This window comes from Flavobacterium psychrotrophum (assembly GCF_003403075.1).
Classification (GTDB): domain Bacteria; phylum Bacteroidota; class Bacteroidia; order Flavobacteriales; family Flavobacteriaceae; genus Flavobacterium; species Flavobacterium psychrotrophum.
The window spans coordinates 3,089,314-3,113,016 of record NZ_CP031557.1 but is presented as its reverse complement, the minus strand read 5'-3'; the positions used below and the strand labels follow the sequence as shown (position 1 = coordinate 3,113,016).

General features: G+C 41.0%; 25 protein-coding genes and 4 tRNA genes. 20 read left to right on the top strand and 9 right to left on the bottom strand.

Translation table 11 applies throughout. The annotated features are described in order from the left end of the window. Window positions 1–29: 29 nt before the first annotated feature. The 9 genes from DYH63_RS13355 to tgt all read right to left on the bottom strand — a co-directional run bounded on the left by DYH63_RS13355 (window position 30) and on the right by tgt (window position 8,752). Window positions 30–983 carry a transketolase family protein gene (locus DYH63_RS13355; RefSeq protein WP_116789279.1) on the bottom strand — a complete coding sequence of 318 codons (954 nt, stop codon included), beginning with the start codon at window positions 981–983 and terminating at the stop codon, window positions 30–32. A gap of 102 nt (window positions 984–1,085) precedes the next feature. Next, complete coding sequence (locus DYH63_RS13350; protein WP_116789278.1) at window positions 1,086–1,934, bottom strand: transketolase; 849 nt, start codon at window positions 1,932–1,934, stop codon at window positions 1,086–1,088. Window positions 1,935–2,120: 186 nt separating this feature from the next. Then, complete coding sequence (locus DYH63_RS13345) at window positions 2,121–2,402, bottom strand: type II toxin-antitoxin system RelE/ParE family toxin (RefSeq protein ID WP_116789277.1); 282 nt, start codon at window positions 2,400–2,402, stop codon at window positions 2,121–2,123. Next, window positions 2,392–2,619 carry a hypothetical protein gene (locus DYH63_RS13340; protein WP_116789276.1) on the bottom strand — a complete coding sequence of 76 codons (228 nt, stop codon included), beginning with the start codon at window positions 2,617–2,619 and terminating at the stop codon, window positions 2,392–2,394. Before DYH63_RS13340 ends, DYH63_RS13345 begins: the two co-directional genes overlap by 11 nt. Before the next feature lie 249 nt (window positions 2,620–2,868). Then, window positions 2,869–4,419, bottom strand: a complete 1,551-nt coding sequence (gene dnaB, locus DYH63_RS13335; RefSeq protein ID WP_116789275.1) for a replicative DNA helicase — start codon at window positions 4,417–4,419, stop codon at window positions 2,869–2,871. Window positions 4,420–4,568: 149 nt separating this feature from the next. Beyond that, on the bottom strand, window positions 4,569–5,522 hold the full coding sequence (locus DYH63_RS13330) for an acetyl-CoA carboxylase carboxyltransferase subunit alpha (protein ID WP_116789274.1): 954 nt from the start codon (window positions 5,520–5,522) through the stop codon (window positions 4,569–4,571). Window positions 5,523–5,602: 80 nt separating this feature from the next. Then, window positions 5,603–6,487 (bottom strand): DMT family transporter, encoded by an 885-nt coding sequence (locus DYH63_RS13325; protein WP_116789273.1) that lies wholly within the window; start codon window positions 6,485–6,487, stop codon window positions 5,603–5,605. Next, window positions 6,474–7,547 (bottom strand): LptF/LptG family permease, encoded by a 1,074-nt coding sequence (locus DYH63_RS13320; protein ID WP_116789272.1) that lies wholly within the window; start codon window positions 7,545–7,547, stop codon window positions 6,474–6,476. Before DYH63_RS13320 ends, DYH63_RS13325 begins: the two co-directional genes overlap by 14 nt. A gap of 74 nt (window positions 7,548–7,621) precedes the next feature. Further along, complete coding sequence (tgt, locus tag DYH63_RS13315) at window positions 7,622–8,752, bottom strand: tRNA guanosine(34) transglycosylase Tgt (RefSeq protein ID WP_116789271.1); 1,131 nt, start codon at window positions 8,750–8,752, stop codon at window positions 7,622–7,624. A 181-nt stretch (window positions 8,753–8,933) separates the two neighbouring features. Between tgt and DYH63_RS13310 the strand changes: the two genes are divergently transcribed. From DYH63_RS13310 to rpoB, 20 genes are all read left to right on the top strand, one after another. Further along, complete coding sequence (locus tag DYH63_RS13310) at window positions 8,934–9,449, top strand: hypothetical protein (RefSeq protein ID WP_162927028.1); 516 nt, start codon at window positions 8,934–8,936, stop codon at window positions 9,447–9,449. A gap of 100 nt (window positions 9,450–9,549) precedes the next feature. Then, window positions 9,550–10,818 carry a DUF2851 family protein gene (locus DYH63_RS13305; RefSeq protein WP_116789269.1) on the top strand — a complete coding sequence of 423 codons (1,269 nt, stop codon included), beginning with the start codon at window positions 9,550–9,552 and terminating at the stop codon, window positions 10,816–10,818. 72 nt (window positions 10,819–10,890) lie between these two features. Beyond that, window positions 10,891–11,118 carry a PspC domain-containing protein gene (locus tag DYH63_RS13300; RefSeq protein ID WP_162927027.1) on the top strand — a complete coding sequence of 76 codons (228 nt, stop codon included), beginning with the start codon at window positions 10,891–10,893 and terminating at the stop codon, window positions 11,116–11,118. 36 nt (window positions 11,119–11,154) lie between these two features. Then, window positions 11,155–12,069 (top strand): ComEA family DNA-binding protein, encoded by a 915-nt coding sequence (locus DYH63_RS13295; protein ID WP_116789268.1) that lies wholly within the window; start codon window positions 11,155–11,157, stop codon window positions 12,067–12,069. 18 nt (window positions 12,070–12,087) lie between these two features. Then, window positions 12,088–13,227, top strand: coding sequence for an acyl-CoA dehydrogenase family protein (locus DYH63_RS13290; protein WP_116789267.1), 1,140 nt, complete (start codon window positions 12,088–12,090; stop codon window positions 13,225–13,227). A gap of 187 nt (window positions 13,228–13,414) precedes the next feature. Continuing rightward, window positions 13,415–13,609, top strand: a complete 195-nt coding sequence (rpsU, locus tag DYH63_RS13285) for a 30S ribosomal protein S21 (RefSeq protein WP_116789266.1) — start codon at window positions 13,415–13,417, stop codon at window positions 13,607–13,609. A 79-nt stretch (window positions 13,610–13,688) separates the two neighbouring features. Beyond that, complete coding sequence (locus DYH63_RS13280; protein WP_116789265.1) at window positions 13,689–14,594, top strand: tyrosine-type recombinase/integrase; 906 nt, start codon at window positions 13,689–13,691, stop codon at window positions 14,592–14,594. A 26-nt stretch (window positions 14,595–14,620) separates the two neighbouring features. Continuing rightward, window positions 14,621–14,923, top strand: coding sequence for a ribosome hibernation-promoting factor, HPF/YfiA family (hpf, locus tag DYH63_RS13275; RefSeq protein ID WP_116789264.1), 303 nt, complete (start codon window positions 14,621–14,623; stop codon window positions 14,921–14,923). A 90-nt stretch (window positions 14,924–15,013) separates the two neighbouring features. After that, window positions 15,014–15,087: transfer RNA gene (locus DYH63_RS13270), tRNA-Thr, on the top strand. A 44-nt stretch (window positions 15,088–15,131) separates the two neighbouring features. Beyond that, window positions 15,132–15,212 (top strand) — tRNA-Tyr (locus DYH63_RS13265). An 80-nt stretch (window positions 15,213–15,292) separates the two neighbouring features. Beyond that, window positions 15,293–15,364: transfer RNA gene (locus DYH63_RS13260), tRNA-Thr, on the top strand. A 55-nt stretch (window positions 15,365–15,419) separates the two neighbouring features. Next, a complete protein-coding gene (tuf, locus tag DYH63_RS13255; RefSeq protein WP_116789263.1) occupies window positions 15,420–16,607 on the top strand; it encodes an elongation factor Tu in 1,188 nt (395 codons plus the stop codon). Between the two features lie 63 nt (window positions 16,608–16,670). Continuing rightward, window positions 16,671–16,741, top strand: a tRNA-Trp gene (locus DYH63_RS13250). Window positions 16,742–16,766: 25 nt separating this feature from the next. Then, complete coding sequence (gene secE / locus DYH63_RS13245; protein ID WP_116789262.1) at window positions 16,767–16,961, top strand: preprotein translocase subunit SecE; 195 nt, start codon at window positions 16,767–16,769, stop codon at window positions 16,959–16,961. Window positions 16,962–16,971: 10 nt separating this feature from the next. Further along, window positions 16,972–17,523 carry a transcription termination/antitermination protein NusG gene (nusG, locus tag DYH63_RS13240; protein ID WP_116789261.1) on the top strand — a complete coding sequence of 184 codons (552 nt, stop codon included), beginning with the start codon at window positions 16,972–16,974 and terminating at the stop codon, window positions 17,521–17,523. 69 nt (window positions 17,524–17,592) lie between these two features. Next, window positions 17,593–18,030 (top strand): 50S ribosomal protein L11, encoded by a 438-nt coding sequence (rplK, locus tag DYH63_RS13235; RefSeq protein ID WP_026990348.1) that lies wholly within the window; start codon window positions 17,593–17,595, stop codon window positions 18,028–18,030. 18 nt (window positions 18,031–18,048) lie between these two features. Further along, on the top strand, window positions 18,049–18,738 hold the full coding sequence (gene rplA, locus DYH63_RS13230; RefSeq protein WP_116789260.1) for a 50S ribosomal protein L1: 690 nt from the start codon (window positions 18,049–18,051) through the stop codon (window positions 18,736–18,738). Between the two features lie 23 nt (window positions 18,739–18,761). After that, window positions 18,762–19,277, top strand: coding sequence for a 50S ribosomal protein L10 (gene rplJ / locus DYH63_RS13225; protein ID WP_116789259.1), 516 nt, complete (start codon window positions 18,762–18,764; stop codon window positions 19,275–19,277). 62 nt (window positions 19,278–19,339) lie between these two features. Then, window positions 19,340–19,717 (top strand): 50S ribosomal protein L7/L12, encoded by a 378-nt coding sequence (rplL, locus tag DYH63_RS13220; protein WP_116789258.1) that lies wholly within the window; start codon window positions 19,340–19,342, stop codon window positions 19,715–19,717. Between the two features lie 127 nt (window positions 19,718–19,844). After that, on the top strand, window positions 19,845–23,657 hold the full coding sequence (rpoB, locus tag DYH63_RS13215) for a DNA-directed RNA polymerase subunit beta (protein ID WP_116789257.1): 3,813 nt from the start codon (window positions 19,845–19,847) through the stop codon (window positions 23,655–23,657). The last annotated feature ends 46 nt before the right edge of the window (window positions 23,658–23,703 follow it).

Here is a 23,703-nt window from a genome sequence, read left to right as displayed (position 1 = left end):
CGGGACCTTTACTTATCAGAAAACTCAAATTATTTTTTTCTTGCGATAACCTTTTCAGCAGCGGCAATAATAGCAGCGCTATTAAGGCTGTATTTATCCATAAGTTGAGCAGGAGTTCCGCTTTCGCCAAAACTGTCCTGTACAGCTACAAATTCCTGTGGGGCAGGATTGTTTAGAGATAGTACACGGGCCACGCTTTCGCCCAGTCCGCCCAGTATGTTGTGCTCTTCGGCAGTAACTACACAACCTGTTTTACCAACCGATTTAAGAATGGCTTCATCATCAAGTGGTTTAATAGTATGTATGTTAATCACCTCGGCACTAATGCCTTTAGCTTCCAGCGCTTCAGCGGCAACAAGTGCTTCCCAAACAAGGTGGCCTGTGGCTACTATAGTTACATCGTTACCTTCGTTTAAAAGTATTGCTTTACCAATTACAAACTCCTGTTCTCCTGTAAAGTTAGGTACTACAGGACGCCCAAAACGTAAATAAACAGGGCCGTGATGAGCGGCAATAGCTATCGTAGCCGCTTTAGTTTGTGCATAATCGCAGGTATTGATAACCGTCATGCCCGGAAGCATTTTCATTAACCCAATGTCCTCAAGAATCTGGTGGGTAGCACCATCTTCTCCCAGGGTAAGGCCTGCGTGCGATGCACATATCTTTACGTTCTTATCTGAATACGCTACACTCTGCCGAATCTGGTCGTACACCCTTCCTGTAGAGAAGTTAGCAAACGTACCGGTAAACGGAATCTTGCCGCCAAGAGTCATACCTGCCGCCATACCTATCATATTAGCCTCAGCAATACCTACCTGAAAGAAACGCTCTGGGTGGTTCTTCTTAAAATCATCCATTTTTAGTGAGCCAATAAGGTCGGCGCACAGGGCAACTACATTTTCATTAGTCTGTCCAAGTTCAGTAAGGCCGTCGCCAAAACCCGAACGGGTATCTTTACTTCCTGTATTTGTATATTTTGTCATGATCTTCAACTTAAAAATTTAATTATTGAAAGACTAAAAAATTTCATCGTTTTGTAAACGCTATAGAATCTTTCAATTTTAAATCTTCAATCTTTAATAAAATTAATAGTCGCCTAAAGTTACCGGGTTTTGTTCGAATGCAGCAGCAAGCTGGGCATCGTTAGGCGCTTTGCCATGCCATGCGTGCGTGTGCATCATAAAGTCTACACCATTGCCCATTTCTGTATGCAGCAGTACTACAACCGGTTTGCCCTGGCCAGATTTTGCTTTTGCTTCGGTCATGCCTGCAATAATTGCTTCGAGGTTATTACCGGCGGCTATTTCAACTACATCCCAGCCAAATGCAACAAACTTAGCGCTCAGGCTGCCCATAGGCAGTACCTCGTCAGTAGCGCCGTCTATCTGCTTGCCATTAAGATCTACGGTACTAATAAGGTTATCTACTTTGTAAGCCGCAGCATACATTATAGCTTCCCAGTTTTGGCCTTCCTGTAATTCGCCATCGCCATGCAGGGTATATACTATGTGGTTATCCTTGTTAAGTTTTTTTGTTTGTGCGGCACCAATGGCTACACTCATACCCTGGCCCAGCGAGCCTGAGGCAATGCGCACGCCCGGCAGTCCTTCATGCGTTGTAGGGTGGCCCTGAAGCCTTGAGTTAAGCAGGCGGAACGTAGCAAGCTCACTTACCGGAAAGTAGCCACTACGGGCAAGCACACTGTAAAATACCGGCGAAATGTGCCCGTTAGAAAGAAAGAACATATCTTCATCCCTGCCGTCCATGTCAAAGCCTTCTTTACGGTCCATAATTACCTGGTAAAGTGCTACCATAAATTCTGTACAGCCAAGAGATCCGCCCGGGTGGCCGCTGTTTACGGCATGCACCATACGCAGGATGTCGCGCCTTACCTGGGTAGTTAATTCGTTTAGTTGTTGTGTATTAGGTTTCATTTGTTTGAGTAAAATTAAACTACCCCAAAGGTAGCCCTATTTTTAACTTTGGCAAACAAAAATATTCTTTAACATGTTGAATTACCATTAGTTACAAGTGTGTTGGAAACACTTAAAACGCAAGCGTGTAGTTGTTTTTAAATGAGGTTTTTAGGGGGAGCTAAAAAAATACGGACTTAAAATAGTTTAGGGTTTGTTGGTATATTTGATAAAACCGAATACTTCAATTTGGTTTTGTTCTTCATTAATTCTGTAGATGATCACATAGCCTTTAAAACTATGGTCGCGTATGTTATCATCATTAAAGTAAATTGACTGTCTGTTTTTAAAAGGCATTACTGATAATGACTTTAATTCAAATAATAAATCAGTTCTAAACTTTTTAGCCGCTGAAGGTTTGTCTTCAGCAATAAATATTAGCTGTTTATTAAATTTTATTGTAAAAGATTCTAGAATTTTAACCTTCATATTTCTTCAGCAACTCATCTGTATCCTGTTCAAATTCTTCTAAAGTATACATTTTCATCTCTCCCGCATCAATCTTCCTGAGGTCTTCCTCAAGCTCTTCCTTATTTTTAAAAAAATCGTCCGAAACAATTTCAACATCTTTAGAGTCAAATTGCTTTAGCAACCACATTACGTGGTCATAGACTTTTGAGTTAACTTTTAGGTGTATGGTTTCCATAGAACTATTTTTATCAAAGATATTAAATATTTGATTTTGTTGTTAGCTGTTTAATATGGCTTTTACAAAACAAAAAAGCGCATCCTTTTAAGACACGCTTTCTGTTATTGTTGTATTACTATTTACTCATACGCCACTAGCTCGGCATCGGTAACGTTGATTGATAGTATGGTTTCGGTAAGTGTAAGCGATTCAGGATTTATATTTTCAGTCATAATTATGTATATAGAGATTAGGTTATTTTAAATTTTAGAATGGTACATCATCGTCATCCTGTACACCTCGGCTGCTGTTCATATTGCTGCCAAACGCATCATTAGCAGACGGCAGGTTTTTAGTGATGAAATCATTATTACTGTTCATGCTCGATGGCAGTTCGTCAAACGGCGAGCTAAAATCGTCCAGGTTATCAAACTTACCCAGGTTACCAATAAATTTAAGGCGGATGTTTTCAAGGCCACCGTTACGGTGTTTGGCTACGATAAATTCAGCCTGGCCTGCCGTAGGCGATTGCTCATCATCATCCCACTCTTCAATCTTATAATATTCGGGGCGGTAGATGAACGATACGATATCTGCATCCTGCTCGATCGCACCAGATTCCCTAAGGTCAGATAGTAGCGGGCGTTTGCTGCTACCACGGGTTTCAACAGCACGGGATAGCTGCGACAGCGCAATTACCGGAACGTTAAGTTCTTTTGCCAGTGCCTTAAGATTTCGGGAAATGGTTGAGATTTCCTGTTCACGGTTACCACCATTTTTACCATTACCACCGGCAGTCATTAGCTGCAGGTAGTCAATTATAATCATCCTGATGCCGTATTGCGAATGCAGCCTTCGTGCCTTCGCCCTAAGGTCAAATATAGATAGGGAAGGGGTGTCATCAATATATAGCGGTGCTTTTTCAAGATCTTTTACCTTGATGCTAAGCTGTTCCCACTCATGTTTTTCGAGTTTACCGGTACGCAGTTTTTCAGACGATAATCCGGTTTCGCTCGATATCAAACGGGTAATAAGCTGTACCGATGCCATCTCCAGAGAGAATACCGCTACACCATGCCCGTAAGTAATGGCTATGTTGCGCGCCATAGAAAGTACAAACGCCGTTTTACCCATACCCGGCCTTGCCGCTATAATAATAAGGTCGCTCGGTTGCCAGCCACTGGTAAGTTTATCAAGCTCGTGGAAACCTGTTGCCACACCAGAAAGGCCTTCTTTACCTGCAATCTCTTCAATACGTTTTTTAGCCTGCATTACAAGGCTCTGTGCCGTTTCAGAACTACGTTTTATGTTGCCCTGGGTAACTTCATATAGTTTACTTTCTGCTTTATCTAAAAGGTCAAAAACATCGGTAGTCTCATCATAAGCTTCTTCGGCAATTTCGGCAGAGATTCGTATAAGGCTGCGCTGTATAAACTTTTGCAGGATAATGCGCGAGTGAAACTCAATGTGTGCTGACGATGATATTTTTTGCGTAAGCTGTATCAGGTAAAAGTCGCCGCCGGCCTGTTCCAGCTTGGCAGTTTTTCTAAGCTGTGCAGAAACGGTTAAAAGGTCTATGGGCTGTGTATCATTAAATAGCTGTACAATGGCTTCATAGATGTAATTATGGCGCTGGTCATAAAAAGCATCGGGTTGTAAAATGTCAATTACTTCATCTACCCCTCTTTTATCAATCATCATAGCTCCTAATACAGCTTCTTCTAAATCAAGAGCCTGGGGCTGGATTTTTCCGGCCTCAAGGGTTATCAGTTTTGATTTATCAAATTTTTTGGAAGTGTATTCCTTAGCGTTTTCCATCTGCTAAAATTAGCTTTTTAAAAAGTTATAACTGAATGAAGTTGTTAGCAAAAAATGTTTATAAAATTTACATTTTGTTAACAACCAAAAAAAAGTCCGAAGCAGCAGGGCTCCGGACAGTATTGTGTGTTTTGGGTAATTTCAGGTCCTTAGTCCTTGAATTCGCCCATGTTACAGTATTTATCCATCCTTTGCGCTACTAAATCAGCTGTTGATAAGTCTTTCAGCTCATTGTATGCTTTAGTAATGTATTGCTCTACCGATTTAAATGTGGTTTCCCTGTCGTAGTGGGCACCGCCCAGAGGTTCAGGAATAATCTCATCTATAAGGTGATTTTTTTTCATGTCGTAGCTGGTAAGCTTCAGCGCATCGGCTGCCTGCTCTTTATATTCCCAGCTTCTCCATAAAATCGAAGAACACGATTCAGGCGATATTACAGAGTACCAGGTGTTTTCAAGCATGTATACTTTATCGCCTACACCTATGCCTAATGCACCTCCTGATGCGCCTTCTCCTACTATAACGGTAATAACAGGTGTTTTAAGGCGGCACATCTCAAAAATATTTCTTGCGATAGCCTCTCCCTGTCCGCGTTCCTCAGCTTCAAGCCCTGGGTATGCACCCGGAGTATCTACAAAGGTTACAACAGGTATGCCAAACTTCTCAGCCATTTTCATTAGCCTTAAAGCCTTGCGGTACCCCTCAGGGTTTGCCATACCAAAGTTGCGGTATTGCCTTGTTTTAGTATTAAAACCTTTTTGCTGGCCAATGATCATAAAGCTTTGCCCGTCGATTTTTGCTAGCCCGCCTACCATAGCTTTATCGTCTTTAAAAGAACGATCGCCAAAAAGCTCCAGCCAGGTATCGCCTGCCAGTGCCTTTATGTAATCCATTGTATAAGGACGGCTTGGGTGGCGCGATAACTGTACACGCTGCCATGCGGTAAGGTTCTTATATATTTTCTTCTTGGTTTCTTCGAGTTTTTTCTCGATCTGTTTGCAGGTATTAGAAACGTCTACATCGCTCTCCTGGCCTATGATCGTACATTTGTCCAACTGCTCTTCCAGCTCCTTTATAGGTAGCTCAAAATCTAAATATTCCATAGTAAAGGCAGATTTTTTATTTAAAGTTGAAGCTGCAAAGATAGGTATTTCTCTTTATTAATGGCAAAACCTAAGGCCAATTAGTTTGCTTTTGACAAGCGGTTTTTTAGCACCCCGTTGATTATCACTGTAATTAGTATAATCGCGGCGCCCACATAGAATGAGCTTGCCATACGTTCGCTTTCCTCAAAAACCACCAGTGCAAGAATTATCCCATAAATAGGCTCCAGGTTTATGGTAAGCATCATGGTGTAAGGGGTAATGGTTTGCATAACTTTTACAGCCGCTATTTGTGCATAAGCAGTACAAACAGAACCCAGGATAAACAGCCATAGCCAGTCTGATGCAGAGAGTGTAAAAAACTCAGGGGTAAATTCGCCGCTATATAAAAGGTAGAGCGAAAAGAAAAATATACCACCCAAAAGTTCATAAAATGAAATCGCAGTAGCGTTATGCTGTTTTGCAAATTTACCATTGATGATGGCAAATAGCGTAGACAGAAAAGCGCTTAGTAGTGCTGTAAGTATCCCGAAAAGGTAATTGCCTTCAAAGTGGAAAATGATGTAGAGCCCTGCAATTACAAACAGCCCGAAGATAACTTCATACGCTATTATTTTGCGTCCGTACAGTAAAGGTTCTAGCAGCGAGGCAAAAAAAGCACCCGTGCTAAGGCAGGCTAATGTAACCGATATATTACTGATTTTAATGGCATGAAAAAATGTAAACCAGTGCAGTGCTATAATAAGCCCTGCCAGCATAAACTGTATAAAAGCTTTTAAAGAAACTTTAAAAGGCACTTTCATTATAATACCGTAAATAGCCATTAACGCCACGGCTATACTCATCCTGAACCATACCAGCGGAAATGCGCCCAATGTAATGAGTTTGCCAAGCACGGCAGTAAACCCCCATACAAAAACAATGAGGTGCAGGTGCAGGTAGTTTTTTAGGTTATCGCCTTGCATTGCGTAGCAGGTATATGGCCAGGATACCAAAAGCTATATTGGGTATCCAGGTGGCTATAAGTGGAGAAAAGGTAGATTTTTCGGCAAGGGTGCCAAATACCTTGTCAAAAAACACATAAGTAAAGGCAAGCGATATGCCTATGGCAAGGTTAAGGCCCATACCACCGCGGCGTTTCATGCTCGACACCGATACTGCAATTATGGTAAGGATAAAGGCTGATACGGGTACACTATACTTTTTGTAGAGTACCACTAAATAAGCATTAAGATTGCCCGATCCGCGCATACGTTCTTTTTCGATAAAGTCGGTCAACTGGCCATAAGTCATCGTCTCTGCTGCATAAACAGCAGGGGTAAGGTCGTCAGGCTTAAAGTTGAACTTAAAATTTTTAGTAGGAGCGCTTGCCAGTATATCGCCTTCAGAACCTATTGTGCGGCTGGTGTAACCGCCAAGTGTATAAGTACTGTCTTTCTCATTCCATTTAATGCTGCTTGCACTTATTTTGCTGACAAGTTTATTGCCGCGAAAAGTTTCGAGGTTAAAGTTGTTGCCTGTTTTACTGGTGTAGCTAAAGCTGCTAACATAGATGTATTCATTATCACTTATCTGCTTGTATACATCGGTACTCTGGCGTACCTCCTTTCGGGACAGGTATTTGTATCTAAAGTCATTAAAGCCTTTACTTGCCGTGGGTACAAAGAAAAAGCCCATGAGTAGTGCCAGGAGCGAAATTAATGAAGCCCCAACTATATAAGGACGCAAAAAGCGCGTAAATGAGATGCCTGAACTTAGTATGGCAACAATCTCTGTATTGTTAGCCAGCTTACTGGTAAACCAAATAATGCTCAGGAACAGAAATATGGGAAAAAGCAGGTTTGCAAAATAGATGGTAAAATCGCCATAGTAAATTGCTATCTGTTTAAAGGGAACCTTATTTTCGAGCATGCGGTTTACCTTTTCAGATACGTCTATAACAATCCCTATGGGGATGAACATAAGGAGCATTACAAAAAATGTGGCAAGGTATCGTTTAAGGATGTACCAGTCTATTATTTTCATTTGTTGTTCTGTTATTGGTTGTCAGTTGTCGGCTGCCAGTAGCTTCCGTAAACGGGCAACAGTCAACTTTAAAACTATAATCTCTGGCTCATATTACGCACCATCATTTCTTTCCATTGCCTAAAGTCGCCTTCTATAATGTGTTTACGCGCTTCGCGCACCAGCCACATATAAAAACCAAGATTGTGTATGGTAGCAATTTGCTTACCCAAAAATTCATTAGCAGCAAAAAGGTGCCTTAAATAGGCTTTAGAATATTCGGTATCTACAAAAGTGATGCCCATCTCATCTATAGGGCTAAAATCATTCTCCCACTTTTTGTTCTTCATGTTTATGGTGCCGTTAGCGGTAAACAACATACCGTTACGTGCATTTCGGGTAGGCATAACACAGTCAAACATGTCTACACCCAGCGCAATGTTTTCTAATATATTTATAGGAGTACCCACACCCATAAGGTAACGTGGTTTATCTTCTGGTAGTATGCTGCACACCACATCGGTCATGGCATACATTTCTTCGGCAGGTTCACCTACAGATAATCCGCCAATGGCATTTCCTACGGCACCTGCGTTTGCAATATATTCTGCGCTCTCCTTACGTAAGTCTGTATAGGTGCTACCCTGTACGATAGGGAAGAATGCCTGTGTGTAATCGTATTTGTAAGGTGTTTTTTCAAGGTGCGTAATACACCTGTCTAACCAGCGGTGCGTCATGTGCATACTGCGCTTAGCATAGCGGTAGTCGCATGGGTACGGGGTACACTCATCAAACGCCATAATAATGTCGGCACCTATGGTGCGCTGTATCTCCATAACGCTTTCCGGCGAAAAGAAGTGGTAAGAACCATCTATGTGGCTCTTGAATTTTACACCCTCTTCTTTTATTTTTCGGTTAGCCGAAAGTGAGTATACCTGGTATCCGCCACTATCAGTAAGTATAGGGCGGTCCCAGTTCATGAATTTATGAAGGCCACCGGCCTGTTCCAGTACATCCAGCTTTGGGCGCAGGTACAGGTGGTAAGTGTTACCCAGTATAATATCGGGGTTAATATCGTTTTTCAGTTCGCGCTGGTGCACACCCTTTACAGTACCTGCCGTACCCACCGGCATAAATATTGGGGTTTGTATGGTACCGTGGTCGGTCGTTAATTCGCCGGCGCGGGCTTTGGTTTGTGGATCCTTAGTAATCAGGTCAAATTTCATGCTTCTCTTTTACAGGGTGCAAAGATACATTTTTTGTTTATAGTTTGTGGTGCATAGTTTATGGTTGTGGATGCACTACAGTAGTTGTATATTTCGTTATTTTTATCATAATCAAACTAAACCGCAATGAAGCCAGTTCATTTATTGCCTTTTCTACTTGGAAAACAATTTCAGAAACACAATGATAACTAATTACCATTATAGAGCAAGACTCAATGTTTATAAAAGGAGCAGGTATCTTCAGTGGTTACCATTGCTTATAATTCCTATGGTATTAGCTGGAAGTGTGTTTGGTATTTATATTTTTGTATCTGTCTTATTGCTAATTCTTATAATCGTAATTTATATATTAATAAAAATTGATGTTGATAAAAATGTGCTCCTTTTTGAAGATGAACACATCCGCTATTTAAAAAATGATAATGATTTGCCTTTGCTACTTGAGTATAGCGGCATAGAGTCTTATCATATTGAGCACCCACAAAGGGGTAACAGTTATACATTACTTGCGTTTAAAGATGGGCGAAAATTTTATGTTGATCTAGATAGGACAGGTGGGATGGATGCTTATCGTGATCATTTTTTTGTTTTTTTGTGGAAAAAGAACCCCGACATCTCAGTTACACATCAAGAAAGATTTTACAGGTACAAATATTTTTTGATAGGTAATGATACCGTAAGCCGCATAGAAATCTAAACTTTCCAATAAAAATGTAGGCTAAGTTTTGCGAAAATTGCTTTCATTAGGGCAAATTTACATAATTTTACTACCTTAGGCTTTCCAACCAAAAACATCCATGAAAGAAGATTTTCTGCACCATGTGTGGCAGTTTAAAAAATTTGACCTTACGAACCTTAAAACTACGCAGGGCGAATTCGTACAGGTAGTCAATGCAGGTCAGTATCTGCAACGGGCCGGGCCTGATTTTTTTAATGCGCAGCTTGTTATTGGCGGGCAGCGCTGGGCGGGCAATGTAGAGATACACCTTAAAAGTTCTGACTGGTACCACCACAGCCATGAAACCGATACGAATTATGATAACGTTGTACTTCATGTAGTGTGGGAGCATGATGCTGATGTTATGCGCCGCAATGGTGCTGAAATTCCTGTGCTGGAACTCCGCAATTATGTAGATGGCCTGCTGCTGGCTAACTATCAGCATCTGGCATCGGCAAAAACCTGGATAAACTGCGAAACCGAGCTGGAGCATATCAGTCCTTTTGTGATGGATAACTGGAAAGAGCGCCTGTTTTTTGAGCGCCTGGAACGTAAAGCACAGCCCATGCTGCAACTTGCAGCAGCAACTAATGGCGACTGGGAGGCAGTTCTTTTTGCTTTTTTATCGCGCAATTTTGGACTGAATACCAATGGAAACTCTTTTTTTGATATGGCAAAGTCGCTCCCCTTTAACGTAGTGAGAAGGGAGAGCTTTGAACTGGAAAATCTTGAAGCGATTTTATTTGGACGTTCAGGTATGCTGGGTGGTACTTATGAAGATGTGTATCCAAAAGATTTACAAACACGATATGAGTACATCGCACATAAGTATCAATTACCGGTTTTTATTCCCGCACCGGCAGACTACTTTAGGCACCGGCCGGATAATTTTCCTACAATACGCCTTGCACAGCTCGCTGCTGTATATAACACCCATCAAAACCTTTTTTCTAAGATAATGTCGGCAAATACATTGCCCGAACTTTATGAGTTGTTTAATGTGCAGGTGCAGTCTTACTGGTTAAAGCATTACCGTTTTGACAAAGAAAGCCCCAGCAAGCGCAAAACACTTTCGGCCTCATTTATCAATCTTTTAATTATTAATACGGTTGTTCCCGTTAAGTTTGCGTATTCTAAAAGTATAGGTAAAGATATTACAGAGTCTCTTATCGATATATTGCAGCAGTTGTCTCCTGAAAGTAATGCGATAATTGATAAATTTCGATATTATAAAATTCCGGTGCAGTCTGCTTACGACTCCCAGTCGTTACTGCAGCTTAAGAATGAGTATTGCAGTCATCACCGCTGTATGCACTGCGCCGTTGGGCTTCAGCTTTTAAAAAGATAATTTATTTATTGCTATCTTTGATTCGATAATAAGGTTTAGCAGCCAACTTCAAGCCTCAAACTTTAAACTAAAATGTCTTTGATAAATAACCTTCGCCACTTTTTTGAAAAACATGGTTTCGCAGTTGCCAGCCGCCTGGCAGACCGTATGGGGATGCGCGCCAGCAATGTGCGCTTGTTTTTTATCTATATAACGTTTGTAACTGTAGGTCTTTGGTTTGGCGTGTACCTTACGCTTGCGTTCTGGCTAAGGTTAAAAGATATGGTTTATACCAAGCGCAGTTCAGTTTTTGACCTTTAAATTTAAATTTCTGATTTTAAAAACTTCCTGATTTTTATGGATACAGGGCAGGTATACCGTTTTACGGCAGGGCAGCGCAAGGGGCTCATGGTGCTTTGTGGGTTAGTTGTATGCGTACAGGTGGGGTGGTTTTTTATATCCCGGCAGGATGTTTCAGATTCAGAAAAATCAGAAGAGGAAAAACAATGGCTTGCACTACAAACTAAAATAGATGCGCTTAAAGCAAAACACGCCACAAAAGATGGTTATAAGATATATCCGTTTAATCCTAATTACATAACTGATTATAAAGGGTATGCTTTAGGCATGACTGTAGAACAGATCGATAAGCTTAAAGCATTTAGAAAAGAAGGCAAGTGGGTTAATTCTGCCGCCGATTTTAAAACAGTAACCGGTGTTAGCGATAGTTTACTTGCGGTTGTATCCCCTTATTTTAAATTTCCGGACTGGGTTAAGAATAAAAAGCAGTTTACGGAAAAGACGGCTTATGTTTATACGGCGGGCAATAAAAATGCTGCATTTTCTAAAAAAGAAAATATAGCTGTTCCTGTAAAAGTGTTGGATATAAACACGGCTTTAGAAGAAGATCTTATTGCAGTGAGAGGTATAGGGCCTGCTTATGCTAAAAAGCTGCTCCGTCGCCGTTCAGACCTGGGGGCTTTTGTGAGCATGGATCAGATGGATGATTTTCCTGAATTTAGTCCCGAAGCCATTACCGGACTTAAAAAAGCTTTTAAAGCAGGAGATGGGCTTGCTGTAAATAAAATTAATGTAAACAGTGCATCATTACAGCAACTGAGCCGTTTTCCTTATTTTAACAGAGATATTGCAAAAAGCATTATCACGCAGCGCAGCATGAAAGGAAAGATTTATAGCTTTGATGAATTGTCAAAAATTAATGATATTTTTATATTAAAATCAAAAATAATTGCTTTATATTTGGAATACTAAAAATTAAGCTAATTATTTATGGTTTTTGAAACTACCGATACGCAGGCTATGATAGCATCTTCCATCAGGGAATTTGCGGCCTTTAATATTACTCCTTATTATATGGAATGGGATGAGACCCAGTATTTTCCAGTAGACCTGTTTAAAAAACTGGGTGAAATGGGCTACATGGGTGTGCTCGTGCCTGAAGAATATGGCGGTAGTGGCCTTGGTTATCATGAATATATTACCGTTATCGATGAATTATCTAAAGTTGATCCGTCAATAGGCCTTTCTGTAGCGGCGCATAATTCGCTTTGTACAAACCATATATTAATGTTTGGTAATGAAGAGCAAAAGCAACGTTGGTTGCCTAAGTTGGCTACAGCAGAATTTATTGGAGCCTGGGGTCTTACAGAGCATAATACCGGCAGCGATGCGGGTGGTATGAATACTACTGCCGTAAAAGAAGGTGATCATTGGGTAATTAACGGTGCTAAAAACTTTATAACCCACGGCAAAAGCGGCGATGTAGCTGTTGTTATAGTGCGTACCGGCGAGAAAGGCGACTCGCGTGGCATGACTGCTTTTGTAATAGAAAAAGGTACGCCGGGCTTTAGTTCGGGTAAAAAAGAAAACAAACTGGGTATGCGTGCCAGCGAAACAGCAGAACTTGTTTTTGATGACTGCCGTATTCCTGATGCAAATCGCCTGGGCGAAGTAGGTGAGGGCTTTATACAGGCCATGAAAATACTTGATGGCGGACGTATTTCTATCGGGGCGTTATCGCTGGGTATTGCTAAAGGTGCTTACGAGGCTTCGCTGAAATATAGCAAGGAACGCCATCAGTTTGGTCAGCCTATAAGCAGTTTCCAGGGTATTTCTTTTAAGCTTGCTGACATGGCTACCGAAATTGAAGCCAGTGAGTTATTGTTGCACAAAGCGGCGCATCTTAAAAATAATCATCAACCGGTAACAACAGCAGGAGCTATGGCAAAAATGTTTGCCAGTGAGGCTTGTGTGCGCATTGCTAACGAAGCAGTGCAGATACATGGTGGCTATGGTTACACCAAAGATTTTCCGGTAGAGAAGTATTACAGGGATGCCAAGCTATGTACAATAGGTGAAGGTACTACTGAGATACAAAAACTGGTAATTTCACGTAATATTTTGAAATAGCACTACTTATATATAACCAACAGTGTTGGGCTCCCTTTTAGGGAGCTTTTTTTGTAGTAGTATTTTAAGTGTTTTAAAGTAGAGGGTCGTTGTTTTTGTTAGTGTTAAATAATTGTAATTATTTATTTGGTAGATATAGATAAATTAGTATATATTTGCAGCAACAAACGAGAGGAGGTGTTATACTATGTTGATTATACCAATTAAAGACGGAGAAAATATTGATAGGGCGCTTAAGCGTTACAAGCGTAAATTCGATAAAACCGGAGTTGTTCGTCAACTAAGGTCTCGTTCCGCATTCATCAAACCTTCTGTTAGCAGAAGAATAGAAGTTCAAAAAGCAGCTTATATCCAAGGTCTTAGAGACGCAGCGGAGAACTAGTAATAATTTTTTGGGGCTTTAAATAGCAGCCGTTAGTAGTTAAAGTGTAACTTTGCTGCTAGCGGTTTTTCTATTTTATATGGTTGATGATAAAGATGCTTTTCGTGACTATCTCTTAAAGGAAAAAAATTATTCTCCTCTTACTGCGCGTGCTTATCTTGATGATGTTGTTGGTTTTGAGTTGTTTATACAGCGTGATGATTTTGGTGCAACACTTCGGGAGGTTAGTTATGGGCAAGTGCGTTCCTGGATTGTAAAGCTTGTTGAAGAAGAAAAGCTTTCTAATAAAACTGTAAACCGTAAAATTTCTTCCCTTAAATCGTTTTATAGATTTTTGCTTAAAATAAAACAGGTAGCTTTTTCTCCGCTTCAAAAACATAAATCATTAAAAACAGAAAAAAAAGTGCAGGTGCCTTTTAGCGAAGCTGAAATGCATGATGTGGTTTATCTTAATGATTATCCGGATGATTTTGAGGGTTTTCGTAATCGTTTAATTATCGAGTTGTTCTATACGACAGGCATACGCAGGGCTGAGTTGATTAATTTAAGGCTTGGTAGTTATGATGCGGATGCGCGTGTACTTAAAGTTTTGGGTAAGCGTAACAAAGAGCGTCTGGTTCCGGTGTTGCGTTGTACCTTAGATGTGTTGGAAGGCTATCTGGCAAAGAGAGCTGCGTTGTCTGTGCTTCAGGATTCTGATGTGTTAATTTTGAATGCTTCCGGTAAAAAAGTTAGTGAATCTTTTGTGTATAGGTTAATAAATTGTTACTTTAGTGTTGTCTCCGGAAAGGTGAAAAAGAGCCCGCACGTTCTTAGGCATACTTTTGCTACGCATCTTTTAAATAACGGAGCCGATTTAAATTCGGTAAAGGAATTGCTTGGGCATGCGAGTTTGTCGTCTACGCAAATATACACACACAGCAGTCTTGCTGAGCTTAAGGCGGTGTATAAAGGTGCGCATCCTCGCGATAAGGGTGGTTCCTGATTTTGTTTAACCTAATTGTTTTTATTATGAAAGTAAATGTTCACGCGGTTAACTTTACAGTTGACAGTAAATTGGTAGGCTATGTTCAGGGTAGGTTGGATAAGCTTGAAAAGTACTATGACAGGGTGGTTTGCTCTGATGTGTTCTTTAAAGTGGGTAATACGACGGATAAGGAAAATAAGATAGCTGAAATTAAAATTAGTGTGCCGGGTGATGAATTTGTTGTAAAAAAGCAATGTAAGTCTTTTGAGGAGGCTGTAGAGTTAGCTGCTGATTCTATGGAGCGTATGCTTGTAAAAAGAAAACATAAAGTCAGGGCAAGATCATAATTTTAAATTTTTTTATGAAAATGTTTTGATTAGAAAATAAATTTTCTACATTTGCAGTCCGTTAGAAATAGCGGACTTTTTTATGAAGTTGCCGGTGTAGCTCAGCTGGCTAGAGCAGCTGATTTGTAATCAGCAGGTCGTGGGTTCGAGTCCCTCTATCGGCTCAAAGAAACGTTCTTTTTGTAAGCAACTGAAAAAGTTAAGGTTAGGGGAGATACTCAAGCGGCCAACGAGGACGGACTGTAAATCCGTTGAGCAATCTTCGCAGGTTCGAATCCTGCTCTCCCCACAAAACATTGTCTTGGGTGATGGTTTTAAAGATTGAATGTGTTTAGTTCAGGATTTAGAATCTAAAATCAGGCAAAAGAGGCCGGTGTAGCTCAGGGGTAGAGTGCTTCCTTGGTAAGGAAGAGGTCACGGGTTCAATTCCCGTCATTGGCTCTAGGTTTAGAAGAATTTGAACACTAATTATAAACTAAGATTAAATTATTAAATCATGGCAAAGGAAACTTTTGATAGGTCGAAGCCACACCTTAATATAGGTACTATTGGGCACGTTGACCACGGTAAAACAACTTTAACTGCTGCTATTACTAAGGTTTTGGCTGATGCAGGTTATTCTGAGGCTAAGTCATTTGACCAAATTGATAATGCTCCTGAAGAGAAAGAAAGGGGTATTACTATTAATACTTCTCACGTAGAGTATGCTACAGCTAACCGTCACTACGCTCACGTTGACTGTCCAGGTCACGCGGATTACGTTAAGAACATGGTTACTGGTGCTGCTCAGATGGACGGTGCTATCCTTGTAGTTGCTGCTACAGATGGTCCAATGCCACAAACTCGTGAGCACATCCTTCTAGGTCGCCAGGTAGGTGTGCCAAGGATGGTAGTTTTCATGAACAAAGTTGACATGGTTGATGATGCTGAGCTTCTTGAGCTGGTTGAAATGGAAATCCGTGATCTACTTTCTTTCTATCAGTATGATGGAGATAATGGTCCTGTTGTTCAGGGTTCTGCTCTAGGTGCACTTAACGGTGAGCCAAAATGGGTTGATACTGTTCTTGAACTAATGGCTGCTGTTGATAACTGGATCGAGCTTCCTGCTCGTGATATTGAGAAGCCATTCCTTATGCCGGTTGAAGACGTATTTACGATCACTGGTCGTGGTACTGTTGCAACAGGTCGTATCGAAACAGGTATTGCTAATACAGGTGATCCGGTTGAGATCATTGGTATGGGTGCTGAAAAACTAACTTCTACTATAACAGGTATCGAAATGTTCCGTCAAATCCTTGATAGGGGTGAGGCTGGAGATAATGCTGGTATCCTTCTAAGGGGTATTGCTAAAGAAGATATCCGTCGTGGAATGGTTATCATTAAGCCAGGATCTGTTAAGCCACATGCTCACTTTAAAGCTGAGGTTTATATCCTTAAAAAAGAAGAAGGTGGTCGTCACACACCATTCCATAACAACTACCGTCCTCAGTTCTATGTTCGTACAACTGACGTAACAGGTACAATTTCTCTACCTGCAGGTGTTGAGATGGTTATGCCAGGTGATAACCTTACAATTGAAGTGCAACTACTTAGCCCAATCGCTCTTAGTGTAGGTCTTCGTTTCGCTATCCGTGAGGGTGGTCGTACAGTAGGTGCAGGTCAGGTTACTGAAATACTTAGCTAATTAAAATAGCTTAAAAATAAATAAAAACGGCCAATGTTAAGGCAGCGGCCGTTTTTTAATCAAACGGGTGTAGTTCAAGGGTAGAATAGCGGTCTCCAAAACCGTTGATGGGGGTTCGAATCCCTCCACCCGTGCTTAAGCATAAAAACAAGATATAAAATGAAAGTAACCAGTTATATATCAGAGGCATTTACTGAGCTTAAAGAAAATGTGACCTGGCCTGAGTGGGCAGAAGTGCAACGCCTTACCATAATAGTGGCAGTATTCTCTATGATATTCGCCCTGATTACTTTTGGTATAGACAGAGGCTTTGAGGTTGCTGTAGCTAAGTTGTATGCTTTCTTAAAAAACTAATTTTATTGCGATGACTGATAACAATGTCAAAAAATGGTATGTGGTTAGGGCGGTAAGCGGTCAGGAAAATAAAGTTAAAAACTACATAGATACTGAAATAAGCAAAGCCGGATTATCTGATTATGTGTCGCAGGTTCTTGTTCCTACTGAAAAAGTAGTGCAGGTGCGTGATGGTAAAAAGATAAGTAAGGATAGGGTTTATTTCCCTGGCTATGTAATGATCGAGGCCAGCCTTACTGGCGAAGTTCCTCATATTATCAAATCTATTACTGGTGTTATTGGCTTCCTTGGTGAAACTAAAGGGGGTGATGCTGTGCCTTTAAGGCTTACAGAGGTAAACAGGATGCTTGGTAAAGTTGATGAACTCTCTGTTAAAACAGATAATGCTTCTATACCTTATGCTGCAGGAGAAACTGTAAAAGTTATTGATGGGCCGTTTAACGGCTTTAATGGTACTGTAGAAAAGGTAAATGAAGAAAAGCGTAAGCTAGAAGTAATGGTGAAAATCTTTGGAAGGAAAACACCGCTTGAACTGAGCTTTATGCAAGTTGAAAAAGTATAATTTTTGTTACACTTATTATAAATCACATCCTCGCTTCCAATTGAAGATGTGCTAAATCTTTTAAAAGAAATGGCTAAAGAAATTAGTAAAGTAGTTAAACTACAAGTTAAGGGAGGTGCTGCGAACCCGTCGCCACCGGTTGGACCTGCTTTGGGAGCTGCTGGTGTTAACATCATGGAATTCTGTAAGCAATTTAATGCCAGAACCCAGGATAAACCAGGCAAAGTTTTACCTGTACAAATTACTGTGTACAAAGACAAATCTTTCGAATTTGTTGTAAAAACTCCACCAGCTGCAATACAGCTTTTGGATGCTGCCAAACTAAAGTCGGGTTCAGGTGAACCAAACCGTAAGAAAGTAGCAAGCGTTACCTGGGATCAGATCAGGGCTATTGCTGAAGACAAGATTGTTGACTTAAATGCTTTTACAATTGAAAAAGCAATGAGCATGATCGCTGGAACTGCAAGGTCTATGGGAATAACTGTATCAGGAGCAGCTCCTTTTTAATCGTTAACAAGACAAGAAATGGCAAAATTGACAAAAAAACAGAAAGAAGCTGCTTCAAAAATTGAAAAGAACAAACTGTACTCTTTGAAAGATGCATCTGCATTGATCAAAACGGTTGCTTCTGCAAAATTTGATGAATCAGTAGATATCTCAGTGCGCCTGGGTGTAGATCCAAGGAAAGCAAACCAGATGGTAAGGGGTGTTGTAACACTTCCTCATGGTACTGGTAAGGATGTAAGGGTTCTTGCCCTTGTTACTCCGGATAAAGAAGCTGAAGCTAAAGCTGCTGGTGCAGACCACGTAGGTTTAGATGATTATCTTCAAAAAATCAAAGATGGCTGGACGGATGTTGATGTTATCATCACTATGCCTGCTGTTATGGGTAAACTAGGTCCTTTAGGTAGAATATTAGGTCCTCGTGGCCTTATGCCAAACCCTAAAACCGGTACTGTAACTATGGATGTAGCTAAAGCTATCCAGGAAGTTAAGGCTGGTAAAATTGACTTTAAAGTTGATAAAACAGGTATCGTTCACGCTGGTATTGGCAGAATCTCTTTTGATGCTGATAAAATCGCTGAGAACGCTCACGAAATCATACAAACATTAATCAAAATGAAACCAGTTGCGGCTAAAGGTACATACATTAAAGGTATCCATATCTCTAGTACTATGAGCCCTGCTATTGCTTTAGACCCTAAGGCGGTATAATTGGTAGTTAAATAATTTTTATTATGACTAAAGAAGAAAAATCAAGAGTTATTGAAGAATTAACTGCTCAGTTAGCCGGATCAAACGTTGTTTACGTTGCTGATATCTCTGGTCTGAATGCAGAAACTACTTCAAACTTAAGAAGAGCTTGCTTTAAAGCAGGTATAAAGCTTGAGGTTGTTAAAAATACCCTGCTTGAAAAAGCAATGGAGGGTACTGATAACAACTACAGCGATCTACCATCTGTTCTTAAAGGAAATACTGCAATACTTATCGCAGAAGACGGTAACGCTCCTGCTAAAGTAATTAAAGAATTCCGCAAGAAATCTGATAAGCCGGTACTTAAGGGTGCTTACATCCACGAGGCTGTATTTATTGGAGACAACCAGCTGGATGCTCTTGTAGCGCTTAAATCTAAAGAAGAAGTTATTGGAGAGATCATTGGTCTTCTTCAGTCTCCTGCTAAAAATGTTATCTCTGCTCTTAAATCGGGCGGTAATACAATTGCAGGTCTTGTTAAAACACTATCTGAGCGATAGTACATTGGCGAAAACGCACTTAATAAATTATATATTACAAACTATTTAAAACGATAGAAAAAATGGCAGATTTGAAACAATTCGCAGAACAACTAGTTAACCTTACTGTTAAAGAAGTTAACGAACTTGCTACAATACTTAAAGATGAATATGGCATTGAGCCTGCTGCTGCTGCAGTAGCTTTCGCTGGCCCTGCTGCTGGTGGTGATGCTCCGGTTGCTGAAGAGCAAACTGAATTTACAGTAGTTCTTAAAGATGCTGGTGCTTCTAAACTTGCTGTTGTAAAAGCGGTTAAAGAACTTACAGGCCTAGGTCTTAAAGAAGCTAAAGATCTTGTAGACGGAGCTCCTGCTAACGTTAAAGAAGGCATCTCTAAAGATGAGGCTGAAGGTCTTAAAAAATCTCTAGAAGAAGCTGGTGCTGTAGTTGAGCTTAAATAAGCTTACATCGGTTTAAAACCTTAGGTTTAGGCCTTGAGAAAAACTCTCAAAGGCCTAAACCATTTTTCGTATAATAACATTTTATACGCTATATTATTTTTTATTTTAATCAAAATTTTGTCCATTGATGATAACAAATCAGACTGAAAGATTAAATTTTGCCTCAACAAAAAACATCCCTAACTATCCGGATTTCTTAGATATCCAGGTTAAGTCGTTCAGGGATTTTTTCCAGCTTGAAACAAAATCGGATGAAAGAGGCAACGAGGGTCTTTATAATACCTTCATGGAAAACTTTCCGATTACTGATACCAGAAATCAGTTTGTATTGGAGTTCCTTGATTACTTTGTTGATCCGCCACGTTATACAATTGAAGAGTGTATAGACAGGGGGCTTACTTACAGCGTGCCGCTTAAAGCGCGTTTAAAGCTGTATTGTACAGATCCTGAACATGAAGATTTTGAAACAATTGTACAGGATGTTTATTTAGGAACCATTCCTTACATGACGCCTAGTGGTACCTTTGTTATCAACGGGGCTGAGCGTGTAGTTGTATCGCAACTTCACAGGTCGCCCGGTGTATTCTTTGGCCAGTCGTTCCACGCAAACGGAACAAAACTTTACTCTGCAAGGGTAATTCCTTTTAAAGGTTCATGGATCGAATTTGCTACAGACATTAACAGTGTAATGTATGCTTATATCGACAGGAAGAAAAAGCTTCCTGTAACAACCCTGTTCCGTGCCATTGGCTTTGAAAGGGACAAGGATATCCTTGAGATATTTGACCTTGCTGAGGAAATTAAAGTATCTAAAAGCAGCCTGAAAAAATATATAGGCAGGAGGCTTGCAGCGCGTGTGCTAAATACATGGCATGAAGACTTTGTGGATGAGGATACAGGCGAGGTAGTTTCTATCGAGCGTAACGAGATCATCTTAGACCGTGATACCCTTATCGATAAAGATAACGTTGAGGAGATCATTGAGGCTAACGTGAAAACGATCCTGTTGCACAAAGAGGATAATAATCAGGCAGATTATGCTATTATCCACAACACGCTGCAAAAAGACCCTACAAACTCTGAAAAAGAAGCCGTAGAGCACATCTACCGTCAGTTGCGTAACGCAGAACCGCCTGATGAAGAGACTGCACGTGGCATTATAGATAAATTGTTCTTCTCTGACCAGCGTTACAACCTTGGTGATGTGGGCCGTTACAGGATGAACAAAAAACTTAATCTTGACATCCCTATGGATAAGCAGGTGCTTACCAAAGAGGATATCATTACGATAGTTAAATACCTTATAGAGCTTATAAACTCTAAAGCTGAGATTGATGATATTGACCACCTTTCTAACCGTAGGGTAAGAACAGTTGGCGAGCAGTTGTCGGCTCAGTTTGGTGTAGGTCTTGCTCGTATGGCCAGGACTATCCGTGAGCGTATGAACGTAAGGGATAACGAGGTATTTACCCCGATAGATCTTATCAATGCCAAAACCCTGTCTTCGGTTATCAACTCGTTCTTTGGTACTAATCAGCTTTCGCAGTTTATGGACCAGACAAATCCTCTTGCAGAGATTACCCACAAGCGCAGGCTGTCTGCCCTTGGACCAGGTGGTCTTAGCCGTGAGCGTGCAGGTTTTGAGGTGCGAGATGTTCACTACACGCACTACGGACGCCTTTGTCCTATCGAAACTCCGGAAGGTCCGAACATTGGTCTTATCTCTTCTCTTGGTGTATATGCTAAAGTCAATGGGATGGGCTTTATTGAAACGCCTTACCGTAAAGTTACAGAGGGTAAAGTAGACCTTGTTTCTGAACCAATCTATCTAAGTGCGGAGGAAGAAGAAGGTAAGCTTATAGCTCAGGCAAACATTGCAATGGATGCAGATGGTACTATTACCGCAGATAAGGTTATTGCACGTGAGGAAGGTGACTTCCCGGTTCTTGAGCCTACTGCTGTACACTATACTGACGTTGCACCAAACCAGATTGCTTCAATATCGGCTTCGCTTATTCCGTTCCTTGAACATGATGATGCGAACCGTGCGCTGATGGGCTCTAACATGATGCGCCAGGCCGTACCATTGTTACGTCCTGAATCGCCAATCGTGGGTACAGGCCTTGAGCGCCAGGTAGCTTCAGACTCTCGTGTGCTTATAAATGCTGAAGGGCATGGTACTATAGAGTATGTAGACGCTAACCAGGTTACTATAAAATATGACAGGACCGACCGCGAGCGTAGCGTAAGCTTTGATCCGGACGAGAAAACATACCAGCTTATTAAGTTCAGGAAAACCAACCAGAGCACAAGCATTAACCTTAAGCCTATTGTTCGCAAAGGCGACAGGGTAGCGCCGGGCCAGGTTCTTTGTGAAGGTTATGCTACACAAAATGGTGAACTTGCTTTGGGCCGTAACCTTCAGGTGGCGTTCATGCCATGGAAAGGTTACAACTTTGAGGATGCGATTGTAATATCTGAAAAAGTGGTGCGTGATGATATCTTCACCTCTATTCACGTAGACGATTATTCTCTTGAAGTAAGGGATACTAAACTGGGTAACGAAGAACTTACTAATGATATACCAAACGTATCTGAAGAGGCTACTAAAGACCTTGATGAGAACGGTATGATCAGGATTGGTGCAGAGGTTAAACCTGGCGACATCCTTATTGGTAAGATTACTCCTAAGGGAGAAAGTGATCCAACACCGGAAGAAAAACTACTTCGCGCCATCTTTGGCGATAAGGCAGGTGATGTTAAAGATGCTTCATTAAAAGCTTCTCCGTCACTTCATGGTGTGGTTCTTGATAAAAAACTTTTTGCGCGTGCCGTTAAAGATAAACGTAAGCGTACTAAGGATAAAGACGATTTGACAAAACTTGAGATGGATTTTGAAGTTAAGTTCATTGAACTTAAAGACAAGCTTATTGACAAGTTGTTTAATATCGTTAACGGAAAAACATCGCAGGGTGTGATGAATGACCTTGGTGAAGAAGTACTTCCAAAAGGTAAAAAATATACCCAAAAGATGCTTTATGCGGTAGAGGATTTTGCTCACCTTACTAAAGGGCAGTGGACTACGGATGACGAGACCAATGCTATGGTTAATGACCTTATACACAATTATAAGATCAAACTAAACGACCTTCAGGGTGCACTAAGAAGAGAGAAATTCACAATTACTGTGGGTGACGAACTTCCGTCTGGTATCCTTAAGCTTGCTAAAGTTTACATCGCTAAGAAACGTAAGCTTAAAGTGGGTGATAAAATGGCGGGTCGCCACGGTAACAAAGGTATTGTAGCTAAGATTGTACGTGCTGAAGATATGCCGTTCCTTGAGGATGGTACTCCTGTAGATATCGTACTTAACCCGCTGGGTGTACCTTCGCGTATGAACATTGGGCAAATCTATGAAACAGTACTAGGATGGGCAGGACTTAAGCTGGGACGTAAATATGCAACGCCAATTTTTGACGGTGCATCTCTGGACCAGATTAATGAACTTACAGATGAGGCAGGTATTCCGCGTTTTGGCCACACTTATCTTTATGATGGTGGTACAGGAGAGCGTTTTCACCAGCCGGCTACTGTAGGTGTTATCTATATGCTTAAACTGGGCCACATGGTTGATGATAAGATGCACGCCCGTTCTATCGGTCCGTATTCACTTATCACGCAGCAGCCACTTGGTGGTAAGGCACAGTTTGGTGGACAGCGTTTTGGTGAGATGGAGGTGTGGGCACTTGAGGCTTACGGCGCATCGAGCACACTACGTGAGATACTAACCGTTAAATCAGATGACGTAATAGGCAGGGCTAAAACTTACGAAGCTATCGTTAAGGGAGAAACCATGCCGGAACCAGGCTTGCCGGAATCATTCAATGTATTGATGCACGAGCTTAAAGGCCTTGGTCTTGACATCAGATTAGAAGAATAATTTTCATGGGAGTGGTGCCTTGGCGCCATTCCCTTTCTATACTTTT